This is a genomic window from Actinomyces sp. MRS3W, from assembly GCF_032465695.1.
Classification (GTDB): domain Bacteria; phylum Actinomycetota; class Actinomycetes; order Actinomycetales; family Actinomycetaceae; genus Actinomyces.
In genome coordinates this window covers 1-7,309 of record NZ_JAWDJJ010000309.1, presented here as the reverse complement: position 1 = coordinate 7,309, position 7,309 = coordinate 1, and the positions used below count along the sequence as shown (strand labels likewise).

The following is a 7,309-nucleotide window of genomic DNA, read 5'->3' as shown; positions in this document are numbered from 1 at the left end:
CAGCTGAGCGCGGGGACGAGCGCCAGGGCCGCCGACGCGTTCAGCCGAGCCGCCCGGGCCACGATCCAGCCGGGTAGCAGCACGGTCAGCGCGACGACCGCCGTCGCGGGAAGCAGCGCGAGCGGGTTGGACGCCGCGGTCGTCGTCATGGTCAGGCTCGCCTCCACCCACACCATGAAACCAGATGTTTCAGGCATCACCCGCCATTACTGCTCCCAGCCGCAGGCGTCAATGAGCCAGAGCGTGTGCGAGCCGTCCGTGGCCACCGGGGTCAGTGCCTCACGCGGCAGGTCATCAAGAGCGTTGGGCCACTGTGGTTCCATGGCTCCGCCGGGTGCGCCGCCTTCGGTCGGGTCGTCGTCGGTGTAGTAGTAGTGGGCGCCCAGGCGATCCAGGGCGGCGCATACACCGGGGTGCCAGAGAATCTGCGCCGCGTGTTCCGCCACGAAGCGACGGTCCGCCTCGGCGTAGCGGCGCAGTGTCGGGTAGACCACGTGTCTGTCTCCCAAGGACCAGTAGTAGGCCGAGCCGTTGGTCGGTTGTCCCAGAACCACCGCGTCGTCGGGGATGAGCTGCGCCGAGGAGCGGATGAAATCGGTCTCCTCATCGCTGAGCATCATCGGCCAGCGGCTGTGAAGCGGCTGATAAGAGAACGCAACAATGTAGTGGTGGAAGGCAGAGCGAGTCACGGCGGCACCACCCATGGCTGCAACGCTCAATGCCACCAGCAGGGCCACCGCCGCACGTGCCACACGCGTTCCCCCATGACTACGACCCAGGCCCGACGGCACCTGCTGGCTCGGCCTGCGCGCCAGGTCGATGCCACCCTCGATCGCCGTCGCCGCCAGCACCAGCACCGCGATTTCAAACAGCGGCACAATCCGGGCGCGCTGAAGGTACCAAGCGGAGGCAAGCACACGCACCGGACCATCCGTGGAGACGGAGGCCACTACCAGCACCATAGCCAGGGCCGCTGTCAGAATCGCCCACCGGTGACGCCGTCGACACACCGAGACCGCCACCCCGACTACTGCCACCAAGGTCAGGCTGGCGCCGCCCCAGCCGCCGTCGCGAATGACCCAGATCATCGCCGAGTCGTGGAACATCTCGCGCAAAACCACACCCACGTTCGCGCTCGGCCGATGGTAGGTGAACAGCATGCGCAACTGATCCCAGAACGCCACGGCGCCGACCACGAGGGCGAGCAGGGTGATCCCGATGAGCACCAGGATCACGACCCGCTGGCGATTTCCGGCGCGCCAGCGCCGGACCGCCGCCCCCAGCCCCACCACGATCAGTGCTGGCACGCCGATAACCGCAAGATTGAAGACCGAAGTGCCGTGCACCATGACGAGCCCCAGGCAGGCGACGGCGGCGGCCAGCCACCCTCCTGTACGCGAAGCGGCGGCGCGGCGCGCACCGCGCCGTGGCCTGGCCACCATGACCAGTGACACCGCCCCCGGGAGCAGGCAGACGGCCCAGGCGTATGGCCACAGCGTGGACATGAGCACGAAGGGGCCCGTGGCCACCACCGAGGCGATAGTTCCCGCCAGCAGTGGCAGCGCGTCGCTAATGCGGCGGGAGCGTGCGGAGAAGAGGGCCGACAGCAGGGAGGCGCAGCCAAGTGGCCAGACCACCGCCAGCCCGACGAGCGCGGTGAGATTCACGGAAACCGTCACCGGGGCGGGCACGATGGCCGCCAGGGAGTGCCAGCCGGTCGGGTAGTAGTGGACCTCGCCCCAGTACATGGGCGCAAGTGAGCCCACGGGGTAAGCGTCGGCGAACTCACGCACGTAGGCGACAGCGTTGAGGTGCCACACGCCATCGGAGGCCTGCATGGGCTGATCCGGCCGTCCTATGCCGGTGACCACGGCCCACCCCGACAGGGCGGCGGCGACGGCGAGGGCCACCCCGACCGGCCACCATGGCCCCGGTCCTACGGCGGGCGGCCGCAGCCAGGCGCGCAGGCGGCGCCAGCCGCTCGCCTCAATAGGCGGGTGACCGCGGCGACGACGAATCCAGGCGCGCGCGACTGCGGCACCGGCCACGGACACCACCAGCGCCGCCAGCGTCCCCGTCACGGCGGTGACCGTGCTCCAGGGAATCGAGGCCCAGCGGTATAGAACCGTCAGCGCGCCGAGGGCGGCGGCGGACATGGCCGGCGCTCCGCCCAGGGCCTGCAGGCGGGCCAGGCCGAAGGCACGCAGGACCAGGTAGCCCGGGAGCAGCAGAAGAGCAAGAAGGAAGACCGCGGCAGGCAGTGCCTGGAGCCAGGTCACTGGCCCCCGCCAATGGTCAGGCGGGGGGTACCCGCCCACAGGTCCGGGTTGGTGATGCGGCGTCCGTCCAACAGCAGCCGCACACCGGGCAGGTCAGCGGGGCTCACGGTGGCGTACTCGGGGTGGTCGGCCTGCACGATGGCGACGTCGACCGCCTCCCCCAGGTGGTAGGCGTCCCAGCCGAAGCCGGCAAGTTCGTCATCGGTGTACATGGGGTCGTGGACCAGTACCTCGGCGCCCGCCTCGCGCAGCGCCTCGACGGTGGGGAAAACACCGGAGAAGGCGGTCTCCTTAACCTTGCCGCGGTAGGAGGCGCCCAGCACCGCCACGCGCAGGCCCTTGAGGCTGCCGAGCACCTCCTCGGCGCGGTTGACCACGTACTGCGGCATGGTGGCGTTGAAGGAGCGCGCGGTGCGCACGATCGACGCATCCGGGTCGGTGGACAGGTACAGGCGCGGGTAGACGGGGATGCAGTGCCCGCCCACGGCGATCCCGGGCCGGTGGATGTGGGAGTACGGCTGGGAGTTGCAGGCGTCGATGACGCGCTGGATGTCGAAGCCGGCCTTGTCGGCGTAGACGGCGAACTGGTTGGCCAGGCCGATGTTGACGTCCCGGTAGGTGGTCTCGGCGAGCTTGGCCATCTCGGCGGCCTCGGCCGTGCCCATGTCCCATACGCCGTTGGGGTGGGGCAGGTCGGTGCGCTCGTCGAAGTCGAGGACCTGCTCGTAGAAGCGGATACCGGCCGCAGTGCCCGCCTGGTTCAGTCCCCCCACCAGCTTGGGGTAGCGGCGCAGGTCGGCGAACACCCGCCCGGTCAGCACGCGTTCCGGGCTGAACACCAGGTGGAAGTCCGCTCCCTCGCGCAGCCCGGAGATCTCTTCCAGCATGGGCTTCCAGCGACCACGAGTAGTGCCCACCGGCAGTGTCGTCTCGTAGGAGATGAGCGTGTTCGGGGTCAGGTGCTCGGCCAGGGAGCGGGTGGCCGCATCCATCCAGTCGAAGTCCGGCTCCCAGGTCTCGTCGTTGACGAACAGCGGCACCACCAGCACCACTGCATCGGCGTCGGGGATCGCCTCGGCATAGTCGGTCGTGGCGCGCAGCGCGCCGGCAGGCACGAGGCTGGCGAGCTTCTCCGCCAACTGCGCCTCGCCGGGGAAGGGCTCTCGACCAGCGTTGACGGACTCGACGGTGGCGGGGTTGACATCCACGCCGATGACTTCATGCCCCTTCTCGGCATACTGGACGGCCAGGGGCAGGCCGATCTTTCCCAGAGCGACAACGGCGATGCGCATGCAGGATCCTTCCTCATCAGCTGCGGCAAGCATCAGTGAGGATACCCGTTCAGCTCGTCGCTTCGGCCCCGAGAAAAAGAGCGTCATAGTGAGTCCTGACATGCGTCCAGTCGTTGGTACGCAGGATGTGCTCCTGCTGGCGGCGGCAATAGTCGGTGTCGCTGGCCAGAGCCAGGATGCGGGCAGCGGCCTCCTGCGGCGTTTCCACCACCCATTCGGCCGGGAATAGCGCCGCAGGTCCGCCCCAGCGGGCAACGTCGGGCCAGTTGCGCACCACCGGCAGAGCTCCGGAGGCGACCCCCTCGATAAAGCCCTCGTGGGTGCCTTCACGGCGCGAGGACGAAAGGATGACGGCGGCATGTTGCAGATGACGTGGAACGTCCTCGGTACGCCCGGTAATGGCGACGTGGCCTCCGAGTGCTGTGAGCCTGGCGGTGACGGCATCCGCGTAGATGCGTTCCTCCGGGGAGAGCCGCGCAGGGAAGTCGGGGCCGATGAGCAGCAGATGCCACGTGGGATCGGCTGCACGCAGGGCGTCGAAGACGTCAAGCGCCCAGGCGGGGTCCTTGCGCAGAGCCGCCCAGCCCACCAGCGCGACCGTACGGCGCGCGTCTGGTTCCTTGGGCAGACGGAAGCGGGTCAGCAGGGCGCGGTTGGGGATAGTGGTGAGGGTCAATGTGTCGGGCAGATTCAGGCTTGCGCGCAGAATCTCGCGGATCGTTGGGGCGACAGTGACCAGCTCATCCACCGCGGTCCAGTCCACCAGCTGCGGCATGACGGTGGAGGCCTCGTAGGAGTGAATGCGGACGATGAGCCGTGCCCGCGGGGCCAGCGTCGGCGCCACCAGGCTCGCCCAAACCGCGGCGGCGCTGCCCCATTCAACGAAGATGGTGTCGGCCCACTCCAGTGCGGCCGCAACATCCCCGGGCATGCCCGTTAACAGTCCCGCGGCAGACAAGTCCGCACCGCGGGCGAGAGCCAGGCGAGCACGCAGGAGGCTGCGTTGTGACGGCGTGGCGGGCAGATCACATAGGTCCAGGGTGCGCACCTCACACCGTTGATCGGACCGGTAGTCCTCAATAACGTCGCGAATGAAGGTCCAGTTCTTCAAGGAGATGAACAACAGCCTCCGGGATCGGTCCGCGTCGAGATGAGCGGAGCGTCGAGGCGCCATGGGCGCGGTGATGGCGGACCAGACAGGGCAAGCGCGCAACGGAGCAAGGAACACAGCCGGATCCGCCGTGAGCGCCGACGGAGCGGCCGAGAAGTGCAGGCTGGGGTGGAACATCGCCCGCACCGCCATGGCCAACAGCTCCTCGGTGTCCGCGTCCCGACCGTGCGTCCAGGCGGAATCGGCCTCAGCAAGCAGGTCGGTCAACGCGTGTGCAGGCAGCTTCCCCGTGGCAGTTCGGATACCGGTGTTCATTGCCAGGATGGCGCTCTCGACGGCGATGACCGAGGCGGCCCGCTTGCCGGCGAGCATCCGGTGCGCCCGGTCGAGGAGGTCGTTGGCCCGTGTTGCTTCGCCGCGTTCCGCCAGGAAACGGGCTCGGCGGGCGGTTTCAATGGCCCCGCCGACGGCGTTCCCCTGTTTGCTGGCCGAGCGCAGCCGCCACAGGGTGATGCCAACAAGCGCCGCCCGTCCGGGCAAGGTGATGGCAAGACGGGAGGCGAGCCCGGCAATGCCGGTGGAAGCGCGTGCCATCGTTTTCAGTTCTCCTCGCCGGTCGGGCGGCTGCCGGCCAAGACGGGTACGGGCGCCGACGGGAGCAGCTTGGTGAGTAGGGATGCGGCCATGAAACGCAACGGCGCCTCACGATCGAGGAGCCAGGCGGGGTCACGCGTGAACAGCGTTTCGGGGCGTCCGTGACGGCGCCGGGCTTGGGCGCGTGCCATGAGCACACTCGCGGGAACGGCCGGATCCAGGCAGGCATCGAGCAGATCCCGGTCCGCCCGTGACAGGACGCGGTCGAAGCCAGGCGCGGCGTGGTGGAGGCGACGGCAGAGCCCGGCCAGGGCAGCGCGCTCCGTGGGCGTCCAGATGTCCTCCCGGTCGCGGTAGTACACGGCACCGAAGACGTGGATCCGCACCATTTTGACCACCACGGCGCGGCGCCGGGCGGCGCCGAGGGCGGTGAACCAGTCGGCGGTGAGCAGCCCGGGGAGGAAGCCGAGCTGCTCGGTGATCGGGCGCACCACGTAGGTGACGCGATCGGAAGCGTCCTCACCGATGAGATAGACGGGTCCGGCGGCGTCGTAGGCGGTGGGCACACAGGCGAATAGCCGCGTCACCATAGCCACATCCCCGCCCACGGTGGCGCCCTCCACCAGGTGGGCGCCCGTGCGCCGAAGCATCTCCACGCTGAGCAGGCCCAGCGGGGCGGAACGGTAGGCAAGACGGTCGGCCACCAGGTCGGTGGAAGCGAATCGGCGGACCAGGCGGGACTGCGACGCCCGGCCGCCGAACCCGCGGGAGCGCACGTACGTGGCCAACAGGCGCGTGGGGCGCGGCGCCGGGGTGGGCACGATCGCCGTCGGGCGGCCCAGGGCCAGACGTGGGACCACAAACTCGGCGCCGGTTGCCTCCGCGAGAGCCAGCCACGAGGCGACCGCGCCGGGAGCGAGCTGGTCGTCGGAGCCCATGATGGAGACCCAGGGTGTGCGAGCGGCACGCATGCCCGCGTTGAAGGGGCCGGATGCCGACGGCCGCGGATCGGTGTGCTCCAGGTAGCGGACCAGGTCACGGTGCGCGGGACGGATCTCTGCGGCGATCTCCTCGGCGGAGCGGTTATGGCACACGACGGTGACGGCGGCCTCGGGATTGCCATCCAAGAGCGAGGCAACAGCGCGGCCGATCGGGCGAGTCGGGGTGTGGCAGGCGACGACGACGTCCACCCGGGCGCCTGCGGGCAGATCGGGCTGCCCCAGGTCGGTGCGGGCGATGGTGGCGGGGCCGAGCCGGAGCCGTCCCGCGTCGGTGGGGGGAAGCGTATTCATGAGTTCACCGGCTCTTCATGGCGACGGCGGAACGGTAGGCCGCGTTGTATCCGGCGGCGACAACGCGGCTGGAGAAGGCATCGCCAATGGTCGCGGCGATGTCCTCGGCGCTGAGGTCGCGGGTGGCACGGTCCAGGTCGATTAACGCTTCGGCCCAGTCGCGCGGGTCGCGGGATTCGACGAGTACCCCCGTGCTCGGGGTGAGGTATTCCCCCTGTCCGCCGGTGGCACCGACCACGACGGGACGTCCGGCGACCACGGCCTCTGCGGCGGAGACGAAGAAGTTATCCGCTTTGGTCGGTCCCAGGAAGATGTCGGCGTCGGCGAGGGCGGCCCGTACTCCCGCGGCGTCCTGGGCACCGGTCAGCTCGATCCGTCCCGCCACGTCGGGCCGGGAGGCACGTTCCACCACGGCATCGTGCAGCGGCCCCTCCCCCACCCAGGTCAGGTGAGCATCAATATCGCGGCGCACCAGTTCGGCCACGATCTCGAGGGCCAGCAGCGGGTCCTTGCGGTCGATCAGGCCGCCGGTGGACACCAGGCGCAGCGTGACCGCACCATCGCCGGTGCGAGTGCGCCGCGGTGCAGGCGGATACGGCTCGACGATGCAGGGAACCACGCGGGTTTCGCGGGGGCCTCGCACCGCGCGGATAGGTGAGGCCAGGTAGTCGCATACGGAGGTGACGACGTCGGGCAGCGCCAGCAACCGGCTGGCCGCAGGAAGGACGGCGCGTGCGGGGG

6 protein-coding genes are annotated in these 7,309 nt (G+C 69.5%); all 6 read right to left on the bottom strand.

The genetic code is table 11. The features are described from left to right. On the bottom strand, positions 1 to 197 hold a 197-nt coding region (locus RWX45_RS11670), incomplete at its 3' end, for a hypothetical protein (protein WP_316023888.1). A gap of 9 nt (positions 198 to 206) precedes the next feature. After that, on the bottom strand, positions 207 to 2,279 hold the full coding sequence (locus RWX45_RS11665) for a DUF6541 family protein (protein WP_316023887.1): 2,073 nt from the start codon (positions 2,277 to 2,279) through the stop codon (positions 207 to 209). Next, positions 2,276 to 3,571 carry a nucleotide sugar dehydrogenase gene (locus RWX45_RS11660; RefSeq protein WP_316023886.1) on the bottom strand — a complete coding sequence of 432 codons (1,296 nt, stop codon included), beginning with the start codon at positions 3,569 to 3,571 and terminating at the stop codon, positions 2,276 to 2,278. The genes RWX45_RS11665 and RWX45_RS11660 overlap by 4 nt, the downstream gene beginning before the upstream one ends. Before the next feature lie 49 nt (positions 3,572 to 3,620). Beyond that, positions 3,621 to 5,276, bottom strand: coding sequence for a glycosyltransferase (locus tag RWX45_RS11655; protein ID WP_316023885.1), 1,656 nt, complete (start codon positions 5,274 to 5,276; stop codon positions 3,621 to 3,623). A gap of 5 nt (positions 5,277 to 5,281) precedes the next feature. Next, positions 5,282 to 6,568 (bottom strand): glycosyltransferase family 2 protein, encoded by a 1,287-nt coding sequence (locus tag RWX45_RS11650; protein ID WP_316023884.1) that lies wholly within the window; start codon positions 6,566 to 6,568, stop codon positions 5,282 to 5,284. Positions 6,569 to 6,572: 4 nt separating this feature from the next. Then, positions 6,573 to 7,309, bottom strand: a 737-nt coding sequence (locus RWX45_RS11645; protein ID WP_316023883.1) for a glycosyltransferase family 4 protein, incomplete at its 5' end; no start/stop codon positions are given.